This is a genomic window from Bacillus sp. FJAT-49711, assembly GCF_018343715.1.
Lineage (GTDB): Bacteria > Bacillota > Bacilli > Bacillales > Bacillaceae_C > Lederbergia.
On the sequence record NZ_JAGYPL010000003.1, the window covers coordinates 1 to 18,613 of the forward strand.

Consider the following 18,613-nt stretch of genomic DNA (forward strand, 5'->3'; position numbering starts at 1 on the left):
ATAACCGTCTTTCAACCTTTCCCCATGCAGGGAAAGAAGTTATCCGGTATTAGCTCCGGTTTCCCGAAGTTATCCCAGTCTTACAGGCAGGTTGCCCACGTGTTACTCACCCGTCCGCCGCTAATCTTTAGGAGCAAGCTCCTAAAGATCCGCTCGACTTGCATGTATTAGGCACGCCGCCAGCGTTCGTCCTGAGCCAGGATCAAACTCTCATATAAGTAGTTGATTTAGCTCATTAGCTGGTCTTGCAAAAAAATAATTTTTGACGTTTTGTTTCGTTCAGTTTTCAAAGATCAAACATATTTGGAGCGGGTGAAGGGAATCGAACCCTCATCAACAGCTTGGAAGGCTGTGGTTTTACCACTAAACTACACCCGCATTATATAAAATGGCGCGCCCGAGAGGAGTCGAACCCCTAACCTTTTGATCCGTAGTCAAACGCTCTATCCAATTGAGCTACGGGCGCATTTATAGGAAGTTAATTACTTTCTCTTTAATATGGAAAGTTATTTTGCCGGAGGCATTAAAGGTAGGTTATTTTCGCTGTTGCGAAAAAACCTTAGTGCGGTCGAGAGGACTTGAACCTCCACGGGGTTAACCCCCACTAGGCCCTCAACCTAGCGCGTCTGCCATTCCGCCACGACCGCATTTTTCAAAAGCGCATGATCTATCTTATCATCACAACAAATGCTTGTCAACATTTTTTTATTATACATTTGGCTGGGCTAGCTGGATTCGAACCAACGAATGACGGAGTCAAAGTCCGTTGCCTTACCGCTTGGCTATAGCCCAATCATTCACTTTTCGAACAATAAAAATAGAATCGAAGGTTATTATAATAACATACTTTGGATTCTATGTAAAAGGAAAAGTCTTCTTTTTTTAATGGCGGTCCCGACGGGAATCGAACCCGCGATCTCCTGCGTGACAGGCAGGCATGTTAACCGCTACACCACGGGACCATTAAATGGAAAGATAGTTAAAGCAATAATACAAATGACCCCTACGGGATTCGAACCCGTGTTACCGCCGTGAAAGGGCGGTGTCTTAACCGCTTGACCAAGGGGCCAAAATTAATAATGTAAGTATGGCGGAGAAGGAGGGATTTGAACCCTCGCGCCGCTTACGCGACCTATACCCTTAGCAGGGGCACCTCTTCAGCCACTTGAGTACTTCCCCATTTGTCCAGCTTCAAAGCCCAGCCCCTCGAGATTACGAAGGACAGGATGTCCTAGTGCAGGCGAAGCGACAGGCCGTCGCTGGTTGAGCCTGCCAAGTCAATTCCCTGTGGTGGTTAAAGTACTACCTCCTCGGGAATGTCAGGGCTAAACGGGCTTTTCCGCTTTTCCACCAACTCCGCAGGTAGGATTCGAACCTACGACCGATCGGTTAACAGCCGATAGCTCTACCACTGAGCTACTGCGGATTAATGACTCTTCCGATTATAATAAGGGATGTACTAACTGTCAATAGTTCTAAAACAAAAAAATTCATTTAAATAAAACTACTTCCTTATAGGAACGAAAACTATTCGGCTTTTTTCATAACTTCTTCTAACTTTCCACTACATTTACCACAGACATAACGATTCGTATTGACCCTTCGCTGTCTACGATAACCTTGACCGCAGCTCATACATTTATAAAAATATGTTTTCAATGAAGTTTGTCTTTTTTCACCCTGACTCAATGGCGAGCAATGCCTCGGTGCTCCTACCTGCTGCATTAAAGCCCGAAAATCCTTATCGCCGTGCTTATAGCCTTTTCCTTCTATATGTAAATGATAATGGCATAATTCATGTTTTACGATGCCTACCAATTCATCAAAACCATGTTCATCATAATAATGACGATTTATTTCAATATTATGGGAAGAAAGCATATATCGCCCACCTGTGGTACGGAGCCGAGGGTTAAAAAACGCAGAATGTTTAAAAGGCTTTCGAAAAAACCTTGCTGAAATTTCTTCAGTCAATGACTGAAGTTCTTCATTTGTCATTTTTCCCCCTCCAATATTATTCGAACGAGACAATCCATTTTACCATACAATATGGGGAAACGAATATTCAATAGGAGGATTATTCGTATGCCTACTTGGTTTCAAAGTCAGATTCAAAAAGCGTTTCTCGAAAAAAATAGATATCAAATTAAATTACTTAATCAATGCTGGTTTTTTTATAGAAAAAACACTGCTAATTGAGAATAGCAGTGTTTTCTTTTGTACCCTAGAACTTAAACTATGCGCCTATTACTTCACCTATTTTTTGAGCATGGTGAGTGAAAGCCTTCCTTTTTTCACATCTACATTTTCAACCCATACTGTTACGATATCCCCTAGAGAAACTACATCTAAAGGATGTTTTACAAAGCGGTTGCTTAGTTTGGAAATGTGTACAAGTCCGTCTTCTTTCACACCAACGTCAACAAACGCTCCAAAATCAACGACATTTCGAACGGTTCCTTGCAATTCCATCCCAGGCTTTAAATCTTCCAGTTTAAGTAAATCCTTCTTTAAAAGCGGCTTTGGCAACTCATCGCGCAGATCACGTCCCGGTTTCATTAACGCATCTACAATATCTTGAAGTGTTAAAACTCCAAGTCCTAACTCTTCCGAAATAACGCTCATGTCCATTTCTTTCAATGAATTCCCAAGCTCTTCAGTTCCGATATCACTTGTTGAAAAACCAAGCCTTTTTAAAAGTTTTTTCACGCTATTATAGTTTTCAGGATGAATCGGTGTTAAATCTAGCGGCTCCTCGCCGTCTAAAATTCTCATAAATCCGATAGCCTGTTCATATGTTTTGGCTCCAAGGCGAGGAATACCTGATAATTGCTTACGATTGTTAAACTTACCGTTGTCTTCTCTAAATTTCACAATATTATTAGCGACCGTTTTGCTCAATCCAGAAACATATTGCAAAAGGGAGGAAGAAGCAGTGTTTACATTAACTCCAACTTGGTTTACGGCGGTTTCTACCACAAACGTTAACGATTCATTTAATTTTTTCTGAGAAACGTCATGTTGATATTGACCAACACCGACTGACTTTGGATCAATTTTCACTAATTCTGCCAATGGATCTTGCAATCTTCTCGCGATTGAAACGGCACTTCTTTCCTCTACTTGTAAAGCAGGAAACTCTTCCCTTGCTAGATCAGATGCGGAGTAGACACTCGCTCCAGCTTCATTCACAATGATATACGCAATATCCAGTTCGTTCTCTTTAAGCACGTCAACTGTAAACTGTTCGGTCTCTTGTGAAGCAGTTCCATTCCCGATGGCGATGAGCTCCACACCAAATTTCCGAATAACATTTAGCACTTTTTCCTTTGCTTCAGCAAGTTTAGCCTTTGGTGGGTGTGGATAGATGACATCGATATAAAGCATCTTGCCTGTTTCATCGACTACAGCCAATTTGCAGCCGGTTCGATAAGCGGGATCGACCCCAAGGACGACTTTTCCTTTTAATGGGGGCTGCAATAGTAACTTTCTTAAGTTTTCCGAAAAAATATGAATGGCTTGATTTTCCGCTGCCTCAGTTAATTCATTTCGTATTTCTCTCTCAATAGCTGGTTCAATTAATCGTTTATATCCATCCTCGATTGCTTCTTTAATTTCCGCTGCGGCAATTGAATTTTCTTTTTCAAGCACACTTTTATGTAGAAATGAAAAAATTCGTTCCGTATTCGATTGGATAGAAACACGAAGTATGTCTTCTTTTTCCCCACGGTTTAAAGCAAGCACACGATGTGGAACGATTCGTTTAACTGGTTCTTCGTAATCATAATAGTTTTCAAAAACCTTTTTTTCATCTTTTTCTTCGTTTTTTACAACCGCAATGATTTTTCCATTTTGAAATGTTTCTTTTCGAATCCATTCACGAAATGAAGCATCATCAGAAACCTGCTCGGCAATAATATCCTGTGCCCCTTTTACGGCATCCAAACTAGATAATATCTGCTTTTCCTCTGAAATGTATTTTTCAGCCTCAGCTTCCATACTTCCACTGACAGGAAAACTTAGCATCCATTCTGCTAATGGTTCAAGCCCTTTTTCCTTCGCAATCGTTGCTCTTGTACGTCGCTTTTGTTTGTATGGTCTATACAGATCCTCGACTAACTGAAGTTTATCCGCCTTATTAATTTGAAGTTTTAAATCGTCCGTTAACTTACCTTGTTCTTCAATTAATCTGATCACGTCTTCTTTTCGCTGCTCTAAATTTTGCAAATACGTCCAACTGTCCATAATCTCTTTAATTTGCACCTCATCAAGTGCACCGGTCATTTCTTTACGGTAGCGGGCAATGAAAGGTACAGTATTGCCTTCTTCTAGTAATTGAATCACACTGTTAATTTGTTTTTTAGTTAATTGAAGCTCCCCTGCTATTTTTCGAAGCAAAGTCTCTTCTTTATTTGCCATTTCAATCACGGTCTTCCCTCATTTCTTTCTTGTCTTACTCTATATTAACATAACGGTCTAAAAGCAAAAAACCCTGCTCATTAGAGCAAGGTTCCAACAATAAACGACATATCGTCCGATGTATTCACTTGTTTTGCTTTCAAATGAGCAACCAAAGCGGGGATAGATTGACAGCCGTTAAGTAAATCTTTTGTATTCACATTGACAAATCCATCCGTATGGATCAAAAACTTGGACTTTGATTCATACGAATATTTTTGTGTCCGATATTTTTGCGGTCTACCTGACAAGTAGCCAGTGACGGGCATTGGATATATAAGTTTTCCAGCAGGCGTGTACATATAGAAACGTATATTGCCTACACAACTGTATTCAAACTCTTTTTTCTTAAAATCCACTTTAAAAATAGCAACAGCAGCTCCACGTTTTCTTAGCAGTACTTTATTACAAAAATCCATTAGAGTGTCGACACTTTCCTCCGGATTTGACCTAACTACAGATACTGCCGCCTGAGAAGCTTCGTGGGCATACTTGCCACTCCCTAGCCCGTCGGCAAGTGCACAAAGAACGTAATCTTCATTCAATGTTAGATAAAAGCTATCGCCGCATAACACGTTACTATCCTTTGCAGTTTGGAAGGCATGCACTTCTGAATATTCATTTTCAAGATGAATCATAAGGGAAAGCTCTCCGTATTTAAGGATTCTGCATAAATAGCTTCTCGCAATTTCTTTATGGCCCGTCTTTGCAGTCGTGATACATGCATCTGCGAGATATCAAGCATATCGCCTGCCTCTTTCTGGCTCATATTTTCCAGATACGTATATTGAATGATCATTCTTTCCCTGTCCGATAATACATGGAGAACTTTATCAAGGACAAGTCTTTGATTGACTTTCTCGTAACCTTCGTCGACATTTCCGACAATGTCTAATAATGTTACGGTACTCCCGTCCGCATCCGCCTCAATTGAGTGATCTACAGATAAGGCCTGGTAGCTTTTCCCCATCTCCATTGCTTCCAAAATCTCCTCTTCGGAGACCTCCAAGTATTCTGCAATTTCATGAATTTGTGGTGATCGCTGCAGCCTTATCGTAAGTTCTTCAACTGTTGATTTTATTTTTGGACCTAGTTCCTTAATGCGGCGCGGCACGTGAACACTCCACGTTTTATCTCTTAAAAAGCGTTTTATTTCACCAATAATCGTTGGGATGGCAAATGCTTCAAAGGTCTTCCCATATGACTCGTCATACCGACGTATTGCACCAAGCAGGCCAATAATTCCTACTTGAAAAATATCTTCATGAAAGGATTTTCCTTTTGAATATTTACGAGCAATGGATTCAACCAAATTTTTATAGTGAAGAACTAGGTTATTTTGTGCTTCCTCATCTTCGTGAAGTTGATATGCCTTAATCCATTTATTGACTTGAATTTTCACCTGATCAGGTTGAGATTGTTTCGACATTCCTCTCCACCTGCTCTCCTTCGAGGTATTTGGTCATAAACACCGTTACCCCTTCGTTATGATGAATTTTTACCTCATCCATTAAACTTTCGATTAAATAAAGTCCTAGACCCCCTTCACGAAGAAATTCTATTTGGCTGTTCTCGTTGTAAGGACCCATTTCATCACGTGCTTTATTCAAATCAAAGCTTTTGCCCGAATCGGCTACCATCACTTCCAGTCTATCCTGATACAGGCCGAAGCCAACGACAATTTCCCCGCCCTCGTCCTTTTTATATGCATGCTGTACAGCATTCGTAATTGCCTCGCTTACAGCGATTTTCAAATCATCTATTAAATCATATGTAAACCCCATTCGGCTTGCAATTCCAGACAATGTTAACCGAATTACGCCTACATACTCTGGCATTGCGGGTATCTTCATTTCGATGTAGTCAAAAGCTTCCCTCATTACACTCCACCCTCTACCTCGGTATTGATGTTCATCACATCAGCTAATCCAGTTATTTCAAATAACCGTTTTAAACGATCAGACAATCCTGTTAAAATTAAATCCCCATTTACTGACTTCAATGTTTTAAACAAACCGACAAACACGCCTAGGCCCGTACTATCCATATAGGAAACGTCTGTTAAATCGACAAACATTTTGACCTCAGCTTTTTCCGCGTAGGGTTGAAGAGATTCCTTCACTTTAGGAGCAGTATAAGCATCTATTTCTCCTTCTAGTTTTGCGTGTAGTGCACTCCCTGTATCGGTTAAACTTATCGAAATATTCACAAACATCCACCCCTTTTAAAACATTTATATTGCTTTATTATACATACCCTCTTAAATAGCAATAAAACATTTTATTCCGTTCTTTTTAAAATAATGAGTGTAAAATCATCTCTTAGCTCAAATTCCTGAAGTCGTTCAAAATCCTTATAAATATTTGTTGCCATTTCTTGTGAAGGCAAATGTATGTATTTTTCAATATACCCGAGTAAATCCTCACGCTCTATAAATTTTTCTTTTGTACGGCATTCAGTCACTCCATCAGAAAGAAGAATGATCATATCACCTTTAGAAACGTTTAATTCATATTCCTTGTATTTTGTTTTCTTATCAATCCCGAGAAGCAAGCCTTTACCACCTAAATCTTGAAAATTCTGATTCTCTGATGAGTAAAATAGTCCAGGTTCATGTCCCGCAGATGCGTAAAGAAATTTATGATACCATGGATTATAGACTCCATAACACATTGTAATAAACATACTAGGGTCGACATTTTGTTCAACTACTCGGTTGAGACTTTCTAGTATTGCACCTGGGCTGTGTCGATTTTCCGGAAGACTGTCCATCGCATATTTTATCATCGACATCGATAACGCGGCCGGAATCCCCTTCCCGATTACGTCTGCGATCGCAATCCCTAAACATTGATTTTCATCTTTCACAAAATGATGATAATCACCATTCATCTGTCTTGCCGGCACACTAATAGAACCAATATCAAGCCCATCAACTTTTGGGATAGATGTTCCAAGTAAAGTTTGCTGCATACTAGCCGCGACTTCAATCTCACTTTTCAAAGCCATTTGTTCTGTTCGAAGGCTTTGATGTTCTCGATAAGACAAGCCATATCCAATCATGACTTCTAGTAAAATATCGAAGGAATCACTAAAGGTTTTTTGAGTAAGGATGTTTTCCATCATTATCGTTTTATGAAGACTAATAATTTCTTCCGGAGCGATATGATGTTCAATTAATTTCCTGCTTAATTTTTGTGCTTGATAAAGACTCTGTTCATTTTGATCCTTTAAGTAGTTATTCATGATGTCTTTATATTTCGATTGAATCGTATCCCTGAAATCCATACCAATCCACTCCTTCTAACGGAGCCATTTGACTGCAATTATTTCAGTGCCCTCATTTAGTTTTGATTGAATATCAAATTCATCCATCAGGCGTTTAACACCAGGCAGTCCGGCTCCCAAACCTCCAGATGTTGTGTAACCATCTTCCATAACTCTACGAATATCAGCTATTCCGGGACCGTTGTCCTTCGCAATAATTTTCAACCCGTTTTTGCTGTTTTGCTGCTCTTTAATAATACATACCTCGCCTTGACCGGCATAAAGGAATATATTACGGGCCAATTCGCTAATCGCAGTCGTGATTCTCGCCTGGTCCACTGTCCCAAATCCAAGCTCTTTAGCCACATTTCTGCCTAATTGGCGAACTGCTACGATGTCCCATTCATTTAATATTTTTACGCAGGACTGCAGTTCCATAGGCTAGTCCCCCAATTCCTGTTCTAATTTATCCAAACCATTTTCTAAATCGAGGGCCGTGACAACATCCTCCAAGCGAATGCCTAATTCAATTAGAGTGATCGCAACAGCTGGCTGAATGCCCGTAATGACAACTTTTGCTCCCATTAACTTGGACATATTAATTACATCACCTAATACCTTAGCAATGAATGAATCGATAAAATCAATAGATGTAATATCGATTACTACACCACGGGCACTTGTTTGATGAATTTTATGCAATAGATCCTCTTGAAACTGCAAAGCTGTCTGATCATCCAATTCCCATTGGATTGAAACGAGCAAGCAGTCTCGAAGCTTTAAAATTGGTATTCTCAAGCTGACCCCTCCACCGTCACCATTTTTCTATTTGTAAAACCGAGTGCCTTTTCAATGCCTTTCCGCAATGTACTTGTCGTAATGATCTGATCTAGATCAATTCCTAAGTTTACAATCGTCTGGGCTATTTCAGGCCTAATTCCGACAATCATGCACTTAGCTCCTACAAGTCTAACGGCATCAGCTGCTTGTATAATATGATGTGCCACCATCGTATCTACAACAGGGACACCGGTAATATCAATGAGCACAACATCCGCTCTATGTTTAACAACGCCAGTTAGCAAGTTCTCCATTATCAATCTTGCTCTTTCCGTATCAATTGTTCCGACAAGCGGCATAATGGAAATCTTTTCAAAAACAGGAATTAACGGAGCTGACAATTCTTGCAATGCAATTTTTTGCAATGAAAAAGTTCTTTCCCATGTTGTTGAATATGTTTCAATCATTTCATCGTAAATTGGCGTTAACCATTTATCTAAACCAATTAGCAATTCATTTGCTTGCTCATGGTTTAAATTACTTTCCGATACCATTTTTTCATACAAAATATTGCTTAATGTTCTTAGACCCTTTGTTAAAAAGGTTAAGGGCCAGCCAATTCGCACAACATTTTCCGCAAAGTTCCCAATTTTATCATAGTATTTTTCATTTGAATCTAAAATACTCGAAATGAGAAGTTCCAAAAATTCTTTACTAGTATTATAGAATACTTGATCAGAGATAATATTAATTGCTCGCTCATCACTAATATTTTTCATCTCATCCATCCATAATTCTAGAATATCATCTTCTCGTTTTTTAATAAAATTTACAATTTCCTTATTCAATACCCCATCTCCTTTTTGTCGATTGAGTTTTGTATTCAATTTTATCAATAGTTGGCGTATAAAGACAATTACTGTCACTTACATCTTACATAATTAGGTAAAAAGATATAGGCAATTCGAAAATATTGTATGAAAAAAGCGCATCTGCCAAAAACAGAGCGCTTAAAAATCTATGAGTCCAAGACTAATTTGCAGGGCCTCATCCACCTTTTCCATCATTTCTTCATCCAGATGAGTGATTTTATCTGTTAAACGTTGCTTATCAATCGTTCTGATTTGTTCAAGCAAAAGGACTGAGTCTCTTTCAAATCCGTATTTTTTAGCATTAATTTCCACATGGGTAGGCAGCTTTGCTTTTTGAATCTGCGCTGTTATGGCAGCAACAATTACAGTGGGACTAAACCGGTTGCCAATGTCATTTTGGATAACTAGTACAGGTCGGACACCGCCTTGCTCCGATCCTACCACTGGAGATAAATCGGCGAAATACACGTCACCACGTTTAACGGCCAAGGACTTATCCCCCGCTGACGAGACGTTCAACTGTGTTTTCTGCCTCATATTCCGCCTGAATTGCTTCCGACGCAATCGCCAAATTAATTTTGGCCATTTCCATGTAGCCGCGCCTCATCGACTCAACAATTTGGCGCTTTCTTCTTTCACGAAGATACATTTTTGTAGCACGATAAATAAATTCATTGCGATTTACATTTTCCATTTCTGCAAAACCGTCCATTTCAGCAATCAATTGCTGCGGCAATCGAATAATAATTTCCGTTGTTGCGCTGGATTCAGACAACGACTACACCTCCACCATCACTACAAGCCATTTCATTCATTGATTATCATACCATCAAACACGTTCCCTGCAAAGAGTAAATTAGCCTTCCTTCCTCTTTAAGACACATACACTTTTCTTAGTATCCTCCTAGAAAACGATTACTAATACATACTTTTCTCCATTTTCCGTAAAACTCCTGCTTTTTTTCGATAAATTTTTAAAATGTTCGCAAAGAGAGTGCTAAGCACCGAAATAATTACCGAACAATTCAGACTTGTTCCGAAGTTGTTTGAGTGCCTGGCACTCAAACAACTCTCATACAACTCTCATACAACTTTCATACAACTTTCAAACGATTCCCCGGCCTTTGTATATGCGAGGGACGCGGTTGGTGATTGTGCAGGTGATTTCGTAGTTGATGGTTTCGAGTTTTTTTGCTACGTCGTCTACGGAATTGAAGTGGTTTTTTTGTTTTCCGATTAGGGTGACTTGTGTTCCGACTGGCATTTTTCTTGGAAGTTTGATCATTGTCTGGTCCATGCAGATTTTTCCAACAATGGGTACCAGTTCTCCATCAGCTATGACTTTGAAGCCTCTAAGTTTACGTATCCATCCATCAGCATATCCAATTGGGATAGTGGCAATCCATTCATCTTCGCTAGCTGTATAATCTGCACCATAACCAACTTTTTCCCCTGCTTGAAGTTTTTTCACATGCACAATTTTAGTGTGGAGAGAAAATACCTCTTTTCTCGTAAAAGGAAGAAGATCTTTTATTTCTTCGGAAGGAGTTAATCCATACATAGCAATTCCTATTCTCGCCGTATTAAAAAAAGAATCCGCATGACAGAGCGCCGCCGCGCTATTCGCAGCATGGATATAAGGAGGAAGTGCCTCGAGACAATGTAAAAAATACTTGAAACGGGAAAGTTGTTTATTGTAATAAGCTTCATCAAGCTGATCCGCGGTGGCAAAGTGTGTAAAAATACCTTCTAAAATAAACTGGCTTGATTGACGCAGCAAAGCATCTATTTGGCGAAGCTCATCTTCTTCCGTTACTCCTATCCGTCCCATTCCAGTATCACATTTTATATGAACGCGAAGTTTGCACTCAGGAGGAATTACCTTTTCCGCTTCTTTAATCCAGTCTTTTTGAAAAACAGTAAGTGAAATATTATGAATAGCAGCTATCCCTGCATCTGCCGCTCTCGTAGCTCCTAATACTAGGATTGGAGCTGTAATTCCTGCTTCTCTAATCGCTATTGCTTCATCTAAAAAAGCGACAGCTAAACCGTGAACACCTGCAGCCAGCACTGTTTTTGCGGTCGCGATAACACCATGACCATAAGCGTTAGCTTTAACAGCCGCAAAAATATTCATGTTCTCAGGAAGATATTCACGAATCTGACTAATATTAGAATGTAAAGCATCTAAATCTATCTCTGCCCAGGTTTCACGATAAAAAATATTCTTTTCTTCCATGACGGTCACTTCCCATACGATGTTCAATAATATTATTGATTATCAAACTCTAATAGGAATATGTCAATATAGAAAAGTGAAAGCGCCTGTTCATCGACGTACCGCCCCACAGGATGCGGGTCCGTCGACGTCGCCAAAGGACGTGGCGGGTTTTAGTCGACGTTCCTTTTCTGGCCCAAGACTTGAGATAAGGGAAACACGATGAGTCAAAGGCGAATAGATGTTGGCTTATCGTAGGGAAAAGGACAAGAAGTTTGCTAGTCGATAGGCACTGGAGCTAGACATAAATGACGCAAAAAGAAAAACAGACCGATTCGGATGGAAAAGGTCTGCCCGAATGCAATTCTTATTTGATAGATCCACCTTGTACTGATTGTGCAACCATAACCATTTCATCCGGTGATAGATCAGAGGAAAGCAGAACATAATTGACGCCATCTTCACTCCATGTAATGGAGTCTTCCGTCATGGCCCCAATGGAAAATCCAAGATCAACCATTTCTCCGCTTATATCGATCATTTCCATAGAGGTTGTCGGAATGACTTCAGCCATTTCTTGTATAAGTGTAAACGACTTTTCGCCACTATAGGTCAGTAAAACCCTTTTACCATTTTCGGTATCGTATGCTGATTCTTCCTCGAAAGTAATTCCAGGAATTTCAGCCATCGAATATTTAACAGTAAATTCACTGTCAGTATTGTTGGACATGACCGGAATTTCCAGTTGTGCACTTGTCATATTCTTTTTCGTATCAAATGCACCTTTATCAAATTTCGGACTAAATTCTACATTGGAAAATTTAACCGTTACTACTGGATTTTGATTCGTGTCCATCACTTTCACACTAACCGGCTCAAGCGATCCCTTTTTAAAAGTAATTTCTTGAGTAGGAAGCATCTTATTATTTTGGTAACGTGTCTTTGTTGTAAATACATAATGATCCTTAGTTGCTTTAAACTTAGCCTCTTTATCCTCTTTTACATCTCTCACTAGAGATTCATACAAATAGGCTTGGCTGCTGTTTTGCGGCCATTCACTTTGGAACCGATAGCTTTTGTTTAAAGCTGGGGTCAAAACATATACACCACTTTTATTACGAAGGATCATCTGACTTTGTTCTTTTTTAGCATTTTTCAAATGAACTCGATAATCACCTGGTTTATTATGCCAAACATCAATCTCGTAGGTTTGTGGTTCATTCCCAACTGTTAGTGTCATTTGAGCTTTTGCCTTGTATCCTTTTAAATCACCTACCTTTTTTTGCAGCCCTTTTGTCACATCCTCCTGCGACTTTGCTCCGCAAGCAGAAAGTACAGCGATGGAAGCGAGCAGCAACCAAAATAGCCGTAACCCCTTTCTCATTCCTTCAACCCCTTTTTTGTCTCATTTGACCATGAAAAGAAGAGAGAAAGCCGGCTGCTGGGAAATTGTCCAGTACCATTGTTTTAATCCGCGAGCCGTTCCGCACAACGTGGCAATCCATCCCACAGCCAAAACCTTGTCTCTCCTAACGCACTAAAAATATATGAGACAAACCCTGACAATAGACCATAGAATTTCATGCATAGATTTTATTCTAGTCTAGTGTTTCAATAATGACTTGCGCAGCTGCATATGATTTTGTATGACTTATGGATAAATGCACGCGACCAAATTCAGGTTTTGTGATAACAGGCTTTCCTTTTTCGTCTGCCACAATTTCAATTTCTAAAAATGAAAGTTCACTTCCGATCCCAGTACCACGAGCTTTAGAGTAAGCTTCTTTTGCAGCAAATCGTCCGGCTAAAAATTCCGGCTTTCTTTTTTCATTTAAGGATTCATAAACATCTAGTTCTGTATTCGTTAAAATTCGCTTTGGAAATCGAGCCTGCTTCATGCGCAGCTGCTCAATCCTGTCTATTTCTACTAGATCCATCCCTATTCCAATGATCATGTCAAACTTCCCTTCTAAAAAAAGTTATATAGCGTATAAATTAATAGTTGCCCTCTATTTGTCATTCGCGTATGTTTAGATTTATATGCTAAAATTAAAAAAGGATATTCTCCAAAAGGAGCGATCGGCATGTTTGTTAGAACTGAAAGTTTCGGGCAATTTCTTAAATTGTATTCGATTGTTTCTGCTATTATCGCAATTCAAATCTTAATATTTATTATTATGCATACACCCATCTTCCCCCACAACTGGATACTAGAATTGCTGGCGGGAGTGAATCTTCTCATTCAACAAGGGGAATATTGGAGACTCATTACCCCTATTTTTGTCCATGTTGGGTTCTCCCATTTATTATTTAATTCGTTTTCACTTGTGTTATTTGGTCCGGCGCTAGAAAAAGCACTTGGTAAATTTATGTTTACCCTTGTCTATTTAGCTAGCGGTGTAGGCGCGAACATTGCGACTCTTTACATTCAACCTCCATACTATACACATATCGGGGCAAGCGGGGCAATATTTGGACTGTTTGGGTTTTATCTAGCTGTTATTATGGTTAAAAAAGATTCTATGCCCATTCAAGGAAGACAAGTCATTCTTCCGATCGCTATCATCAGTGTCATCATGACATTTTTCCAATCAAATATTAATATTACTGGCCATATTTTTGGATTAATAAGCGGATTTCTTATTGGTAGAATCCTACTTCATTATCGCTCCATTCGTTTTTAGCCGGTTGTGCACCTTGTGAATGAAAGCCATAATTGCATAATAAAAAAGCCTTTGGAAGCAATATCACAGCGATCCAAAGGCTTTTCAAGTTTCAACATTTCCACTAAAAGTAAAAGTTCTGGCATCCAACTCTAAATAGCGCCGCGCTGTTTTCTGCTATATCCTGATGCTAATATATCTTTTGATTTTTCCAATAGGTAAGGAGATGAGAGGAGTGGTTATAATTAAAAATATTTATTAGATTCGCGTAACTCCTCATTTCCTGTAAATCAAATGCGATACTTTCTCTTGTTTTGACGAGAAATCAAATGATAGAAAATAAAAGGAGATGCTTGCATGAATTTTTGTAACTATTACTATTTAGCCGGTCGATACCATTCGTAAATTTCTCGTACATCTTCTAAATTCAAATGTTTTACGGTAAAATCAGCAGATCCCCCACTCATAACGGAAGTTTCAATCGTAGCAAGATCCGCTCTTTTTTGAAACCAGTTTGCGGACATGCCTAATGACTGCATGCGATTTTTTCTCATAAATGTCGTATGTTGATCAATTCCCCTGTATCTTAATGCAAGCTGAGTTTCGCTAAGATTCCAGCCCGCAGATTTAAATTGAAGCAAACCTAAAATCCATGCACCACCGACTAATAAAGTGGCTATTAGGCTATATGGCCATAGCCAAATTGATAGTACACCTGTTAAAATGGCAGCAGCAAACATTTTAATAAGGAAGAAACGTCTCTTGGCACGCTTTGGCGCACTAATAAAATCAACATCAAACATATAGTCTGATAGTGTATCTTGCAGTATTCTTCCAATGTTCTTTTTCTTTGCAACGGGGATGATAAGACCTTCCGTATTTTCATCTAAAATAGAGCCCCCTGCATACTCGACGGAGACACTGGCATATCCAAACGGTTGTCTTAGTAGACTTTCCTTTATCGTTACTGCTTGAACTCTTTTAATTGGAATTGTCGTTGTCCTTTTTTCCAATAGACCTCTCGTAATAACAAGATCATCCCCGACTTTTTCCAGTGTAAAATCATTGTATTTTAAATATGCCATTACAACAGATACTAGCCAAGCAAGGAGTAAACCCATTACAACGAGTATGGCGATGATAGTGTATCCAGCTTTTGCAACATGCTCCATCTCTTTAAAAATCTTATCAAATGGAATAAGTTCATCAAACTGGCTGCCAAATCCAAGAACGGCGAATACAACTACGCCGACACGCCCAGAAGTAGATGCAAAAAATAAAAGTTGTTTAGGTGAAATTTTATATAAAATAGATTGCTTTGAAATCTCTTCAACAATTTCATCGGAAGTTTTTTCTCTATTCTTTGATTCTGTTATAATCCTTCTAAGTGCCAATGCGTCTTCTTTTTTGATTGCACTCATTTCAGCTTCCGACTTTTCACTATTTCCCCCTGCCGTTTCCACTTTTACTTTTACAAGTCCAAAAGGGCGATGGAAAATACCTTCAGAAAAGTCTAGACTTTGGATCCGTTCAAAAGGAATATAGCGTTTCTTTTTTACGAATAATCCATGTTCAATCCGGAGTTCCATATCTTCCACTCTATAAGTATAGCGGTACCATTTAATAATTCCTGAGGCTATCATTAATAAAAATATTAATATAAGAATAAGGTACGGAACATACTGCAGCCACGGACCGAATCCTTCAATTTGAATTCCATCTTTCATATCATCCCGAACAATGAAGACAATGAAATAAAAAACGATAGGAATAATCGTTTCTTTCACATTTTTCAAAACCGATAAAACGATTGTTATAGGATGGAGTCGATTTGGATTAGACATCATCTTCAGCCACCCTTGCCAATTTTGAAATGGCATGTCTTAATTCCTCTGCTTCTTCTAAATCAACCGCTGGTATTTCATGCCTTGTTGCCGCAGTGGAAATTTCAATTGTCGCCAAGTTGTATTTTCGTAATATCGGCCCTTGAACTGTATCTACATGTTGAACTCTGACCATTGGTACGAGTGTTCTAGTTATGACAAAGACTCCATGTTGAAGTTCAATTTCTTGTTCCCGCACTTCATATCTCCAACGTTTCCACCGTATGGCCGGAACAATAAAAATATTCATAATCGTTAAAATCAACACTAATATACCAGCTGCAATGGTAATCCAAATTGGCCAATCAAATACATAAACTAATGCTCCTAGTCCAATAGCAACAATCCATAATATTAACGAATATATGAATCCGGTTATTTTCCATACTTTTAACCCTAGTATTGAGATTTGTTTTGCCGGTTGTTTTATATCCATTTAAAAACCCCCTTGTCCCTTTTATTTACGTTTTACATAATAAAGAGTTTCAATTTCATTTTTCCGCAGGTGCCTATAGAGGAAGCATAAGAGCGCAACTTCCTATTGTATGTATTCAGGCAGCGACCTGCCCGCTTCTCCAACAAAATGTATGTCACAGCTCTATCCTATCCCATATTCTGCAGCATTTGAAAAAAGCAAATGTTTTTTTGAAGCAAAAAATTCTGCATTTCTATAGCCTTAGGAATTATACGCCTGCAGCTAAACTTTATCACAGAATGGGGTATTTCCGAGAAAACCATCCACAAGGATCTTATTTATCACTTTCTAAACAAATAAAAAAGCAACCGGCATTTCACGTTTGCACCGATTGCTTTTGGAAAATCATAAGATATGTGAACTTATGATTTCGTATGATCGCTTACGCCTTTTTTAGCGAGTTCTATATGGAAGTCAATCGTAGTTTATGGTCTTCTTCCACTTGGTCTTCGCTGAGGTTTGCGATTTCCTTTGTAAGGCTGCTGTCCAGATTTTCCGCGTCTATTACGGTTGCCGCCACCACTACTATGGCTTCCACCTTTAAATTGGTCGCGTTTTTGTGGCAATGGACGTTCCTCAGTAATATGAACTGGAGTCTTATCAGGCTCTTTCGTCAAAACTTTTAAAGCTGCTGCAATAACCGTTACGGCATCTTCATGCTCCGTAAGCAACTCATTAGCAGTTGCTTTGTACTCATCTAGGTTGCCTTCTTTAATCGTTTCCTCAAGCTTCTCCATCGTAATGCGCTGCTGCCCTTCAAGAGCTTCATCCCAAGTTGGCGGACGCATTGGCTGCATACGTTTCCTTGTTGTTTGTTCTACAATACGAAGATAACCCATTTCACGAGGGCTGACAAACGTAATGGCCATTCCTTCTTTTCCAGCACGACCCGTTCTTCCGATTCTGTGTACATAACTTTCAGGATCTTGTGGAATATCGTAGTTGTAAACATGTGTTACTCCCGAAATATCCAATCCTCTTGCAGCTACATCCGTTGCGACAAGCACATCCACTTTTCCTTCTTTAAATTTCTTTAATACGGATAAGCGTTTTGCTTGGCTAAGATCTCCGTGAATTCCTTCAGCCGTATACCCTCTTACAGTTAAAGCGTTCGAAAGCTCGTCGACTCTACGCTTCGTTCTGCCGAAAACGATGGCTAGCTCAGGTGATTGTGTATCAATCAATCTTGCAAGGACATCAAACTTTTCTTTTTCAGGTACTTTAATAAAAAATTGTTCGATTAAAGGTACTGTCATTTCCTTAGCCTGAACGCGTACAGTTTCAGGAGACTTCATGAAACGTTCTGCAATCCTGCGAATCGGATCCGGCATTGTCGCTGAAAAAAGAAGCGTTTGTCTATCTTCAGGAACCGTTTCTAAAATAGACTCAATATCATCAATGAATCCCATATTAAGCATTTCATCCGCTTCATCCAAAATAAGCGTATGAACATTACCCAATTTCAACGTTCTGCGATTAATATGGTCCAGAATTCTCCCTGGAGTACCAACGATAATATGTGGACCTTTCTTCAAAGCTCTAATTTGACGTTGAATATCGGATCCTCCATAAACTGCCAAAACCCGTGCTCGAGCGTCCATGCCAATCTTATATAATTCTTCAGAAACTTGTATGGCAAGCTCCCGTGTAGGTGCGATAATTATTCCTTGTACATGTGGGGATTTCACATCAAGCTTTTCAATAAGCGGAATTCCAAAAGCAGCTGTTTTCCCCGTACCAGTTTGAGCTTGGCCAATTAAATCCTTACCTTCCATACTTAATGGAATGGTTTTTGCTTGTATAGGTGTTGCTTCTTCAAAGCCCATTCTATTGACTGCTTTTAAAAGAGCAGGGCTTAAATTTAAATCTGCAAACTTCGTCAATGCTACTCAATCTCCTTTGAATACTTCAAATTGAGACTTTTGTCTCTCCCGGATTTTCCCAGGTTATCTGCTTAAAAAGCAATTGTTTCTTAAAAGAACTGCCGTGAAAAATTG

General features: G+C 39.2%; 20 protein-coding genes, 8 tRNA genes and 1 rRNA gene. 2 read left to right on the top strand and 27 right to left on the bottom strand.

The window, feature by feature from the left end:
* The 10 genes from KHA96_RS13970 to KHA96_RS14015 form a co-directional block, all read right to left on the bottom strand.
* A 16S ribosomal RNA gene (locus tag KHA96_RS13970) occupies positions 1 to 218 on the bottom strand; the annotation flags it as partial.
* An 86-nt stretch (positions 219 to 304) separates the two neighbouring features.
* A tRNA-Gly gene (locus tag KHA96_RS13975) sits at positions 305 to 378 on the bottom strand.
* Positions 379 to 389: 11 nt separating this feature from the next.
* Positions 390 to 466: transfer RNA gene (locus KHA96_RS13980), tRNA-Arg, on the bottom strand.
* A gap of 97 nt (positions 467 to 563) precedes the next feature.
* A tRNA-Leu gene (locus KHA96_RS13985) sits at positions 564 to 647 on the bottom strand.
* A gap of 70 nt (positions 648 to 717) precedes the next feature.
* Positions 718 to 792, bottom strand: a tRNA-Gln gene (locus KHA96_RS13990).
* A gap of 94 nt (positions 793 to 886) precedes the next feature.
* Positions 887 to 962 (bottom strand) — tRNA-Asp (locus KHA96_RS13995).
* Between the two features lie 35 nt (positions 963 to 997).
* Positions 998 to 1,069 (bottom strand) — tRNA-Glu (locus tag KHA96_RS14000).
* Positions 1,070 to 1,088: 19 nt separating this feature from the next.
* Positions 1,089 to 1,179: transfer RNA gene (locus KHA96_RS14005), tRNA-Ser, on the bottom strand.
* Positions 1,180 to 1,354: 175 nt separating this feature from the next.
* A tRNA-Asn gene (locus tag KHA96_RS14010) sits at positions 1,355 to 1,426 on the bottom strand.
* A gap of 101 nt (positions 1,427 to 1,527) precedes the next feature.
* A complete protein-coding gene (locus tag KHA96_RS14015; protein WP_213129971.1) occupies positions 1,528 to 1,998 on the bottom strand; it encodes a SprT family protein in 471 nt (156 codons plus the stop codon).
* 87 nt (positions 1,999 to 2,085) lie between these two features.
* On the opposite strand from KHA96_RS14015, the gene cmpA reads away from it, so the two are divergent.
* Positions 2,086 to 2,199 carry a cortex morphogenetic protein CmpA gene (gene cmpA, locus KHA96_RS14020; protein WP_213129972.1) on the top strand — a complete coding sequence of 38 codons (114 nt, stop codon included), beginning with the start codon at positions 2,086 to 2,088 and terminating at the stop codon, positions 2,197 to 2,199.
* Positions 2,200 to 2,256: 57 nt separating this feature from the next.
* Here the strand turns inward: cmpA and KHA96_RS14025 are convergent, their stop codons facing one another.
* The 14 genes from KHA96_RS14025 to acpS form a co-directional block, all read right to left on the bottom strand.
* Positions 2,257 to 4,419: a Tex family protein gene (locus tag KHA96_RS14025; RefSeq protein WP_213130605.1), complete on the bottom strand. Its 2,163-nt coding sequence runs from the start codon at positions 4,417 to 4,419 to the stop codon at positions 2,257 to 2,259.
* 80 nt (positions 4,420 to 4,499) lie between these two features.
* Positions 4,500 to 5,096, bottom strand: a complete 597-nt coding sequence (locus KHA96_RS14030; protein ID WP_213129973.1) for a PP2C family serine/threonine-protein phosphatase — start codon at positions 5,094 to 5,096, stop codon at positions 4,500 to 4,502.
* Positions 5,093 to 5,887 carry an RNA polymerase sigma factor SigB gene (gene sigB, locus KHA96_RS14035; protein WP_213129974.1) on the bottom strand — a complete coding sequence of 265 codons (795 nt, stop codon included), beginning with the start codon at positions 5,885 to 5,887 and terminating at the stop codon, positions 5,093 to 5,095. The genes KHA96_RS14030 and sigB overlap by 4 nt, the downstream gene beginning before the upstream one ends.
* A complete protein-coding gene (gene rsbW / locus KHA96_RS14040) occupies positions 5,865 to 6,338 on the bottom strand; it encodes an anti-sigma B factor RsbW (protein ID WP_213129975.1) in 474 nt (157 codons plus the stop codon). The genes sigB and rsbW overlap by 23 nt, the downstream gene beginning before the upstream one ends.
* On the bottom strand, positions 6,338 to 6,667 hold the full coding sequence (locus KHA96_RS14045) for an anti-sigma factor antagonist (protein ID WP_481748242.1): 330 nt from the start codon (positions 6,665 to 6,667) through the stop codon (positions 6,338 to 6,340). The genes rsbW and KHA96_RS14045 overlap by 1 nt, the downstream gene beginning before the upstream one ends.
* Before the next feature lie 71 nt (positions 6,668 to 6,738).
* Positions 6,739 to 7,746 (bottom strand): PP2C family protein-serine/threonine phosphatase, encoded by a 1,008-nt coding sequence (locus tag KHA96_RS14050; protein ID WP_213129977.1) that lies wholly within the window; start codon positions 7,744 to 7,746, stop codon positions 6,739 to 6,741.
* 15 nt (positions 7,747 to 7,761) lie between these two features.
* Positions 7,762 to 8,163 carry an anti-sigma regulatory factor gene (locus KHA96_RS14055; RefSeq protein ID WP_213129978.1) on the bottom strand — a complete coding sequence of 134 codons (402 nt, stop codon included), beginning with the start codon at positions 8,161 to 8,163 and terminating at the stop codon, positions 7,762 to 7,764.
* 3 nt (positions 8,164 to 8,166) lie between these two features.
* The gene (locus tag KHA96_RS14060; protein ID WP_213129979.1) at positions 8,167 to 8,523 is read right to left on the bottom strand and encodes an STAS domain-containing protein; all 357 of its coding nucleotides are present in this window, start codon (positions 8,521 to 8,523) and stop codon (positions 8,167 to 8,169) included.
* Positions 8,520 to 9,353: an RsbT co-antagonist protein RsbRA gene (locus tag KHA96_RS14065; protein ID WP_213129980.1), complete on the bottom strand. Its 834-nt coding sequence runs from the start codon at positions 9,351 to 9,353 to the stop codon at positions 8,520 to 8,522. Before KHA96_RS14065 ends, KHA96_RS14060 begins: the two co-directional genes overlap by 4 nt.
* A 162-nt stretch (positions 9,354 to 9,515) precedes the next feature.
* Positions 9,516 to 9,866: a type II toxin-antitoxin system endoribonuclease NdoA gene (gene ndoA / locus KHA96_RS14070; RefSeq protein WP_213129981.1), complete on the bottom strand. Its 351-nt coding sequence runs from the start codon at positions 9,864 to 9,866 to the stop codon at positions 9,516 to 9,518.
* Between the two features lie 4 nt (positions 9,867 to 9,870).
* Positions 9,871 to 10,152 carry a CopG family ribbon-helix-helix protein gene (locus KHA96_RS14075; RefSeq protein ID WP_213126417.1) on the bottom strand — a complete coding sequence of 94 codons (282 nt, stop codon included), beginning with the start codon at positions 10,150 to 10,152 and terminating at the stop codon, positions 9,871 to 9,873.
* A 330-nt stretch (positions 10,153 to 10,482) separates the two neighbouring features.
* Positions 10,483 to 11,616: an alanine racemase gene (alr, locus tag KHA96_RS14080; protein WP_213129982.1), complete on the bottom strand. Its 1,134-nt coding sequence runs from the start codon at positions 11,614 to 11,616 to the stop codon at positions 10,483 to 10,485.
* Between the two features lie 346 nt (positions 11,617 to 11,962).
* A complete protein-coding gene (locus tag KHA96_RS14085; protein WP_213129983.1) occupies positions 11,963 to 12,979 on the bottom strand; it encodes a LolA family protein in 1,017 nt (338 codons plus the stop codon).
* Positions 12,980 to 13,193: 214 nt separating this feature from the next.
* Positions 13,194 to 13,550, bottom strand: coding sequence for a holo-ACP synthase (gene acpS, locus KHA96_RS14090; RefSeq protein WP_213129984.1), 357 nt, complete (start codon positions 13,548 to 13,550; stop codon positions 13,194 to 13,196).
* 129 nt (positions 13,551 to 13,679) lie between these two features.
* Here acpS and KHA96_RS14095 point away from each other — a divergent pair, with 129 nt between their 5' ends.
* Positions 13,680 to 14,279, top strand: a complete 600-nt coding sequence (locus tag KHA96_RS14095; RefSeq protein WP_213129985.1) for a rhomboid family intramembrane serine protease — start codon at positions 13,680 to 13,682, stop codon at positions 14,277 to 14,279.
* Between the two features lie 356 nt (positions 14,280 to 14,635).
* Here KHA96_RS14095 and KHA96_RS14100 read toward each other — a convergent pair whose 3' ends face one another.
* From KHA96_RS14100 to cshA, 3 genes are all read right to left on the bottom strand, one after another.
* Positions 14,636 to 16,102, bottom strand: coding sequence for a PH domain-containing protein (locus KHA96_RS14100; protein WP_213129986.1), 1,467 nt, complete (start codon positions 16,100 to 16,102; stop codon positions 14,636 to 14,638).
* Complete coding sequence (locus tag KHA96_RS14105) at positions 16,095 to 16,577, bottom strand: PH domain-containing protein (protein WP_213129987.1); 483 nt, start codon at positions 16,575 to 16,577, stop codon at positions 16,095 to 16,097. Before KHA96_RS14105 ends, KHA96_RS14100 begins: the two co-directional genes overlap by 8 nt.
* Positions 16,578 to 17,041: 464 nt before the next feature.
* Complete coding sequence (gene cshA / locus KHA96_RS14110; protein WP_213129988.1) at positions 17,042 to 18,499, bottom strand: degradosome RNA helicase CshA; 1,458 nt, start codon at positions 18,497 to 18,499, stop codon at positions 17,042 to 17,044.
* Positions 18,500 to 18,613: the final 114 nt, after the last annotated feature.